The sequence below is a fragment of the Treponema sp. R80B11-R83G3 genome (genome assembly GCF_054786115.1).
The window spans coordinates 1-383 of sequence record NZ_BDHF01000567.1; the positions used below are offsets into that span (position 1 = coordinate 1).

The window sequence follows — 383 nt, forward strand, 5'->3', positions numbered from 1 at the left end:
AATAGCGATGTGCAGAGGAGAAGCGCCATAATCATCGCTGCGAGTGACCCTGCCGTCGGCTAAAAGCGTTCTGACCATTTGGGGAGAAGAAGTAAGGGCATTCTGAAACGGAGTCCTTTCCAGGGAGTTCCGCGCATGAATTGAGGAGCCCCAGCCTAATAGAAGCGTTGCGATATCGTCCCGTCCCATGGCTGCCGCCAGATGCAGGGATGTATCTCCTCGGAAATTCCGCGTATTAGGATCCGCGCCCCGGTTTCTGAGGCGTATCATTGCCTGGGAGTACCCTGGGAGTACCGCTTCCATAAAGGGAGTATACCCTTCCACATCTCGGGCTTCCAAATTCGCCTTGTTGTTGAGGAGGAGAGTCTCTATCTCTACTGTAC

At 53.8% G+C, this 383-nt stretch carries 1 protein-coding gene; it reads right to left on the reverse strand.

Translation table 11 applies throughout. The annotated features are described in order from the left end of the window. Positions 1-372: ankyrin repeat domain-containing protein (locus ACYVRH_RS15005; protein WP_461257653.1), on the reverse strand; the 372-nt coding region annotated here is incomplete at its 3' end. Between the last annotated feature and the right edge of the window lie 11 nt (positions 373-383).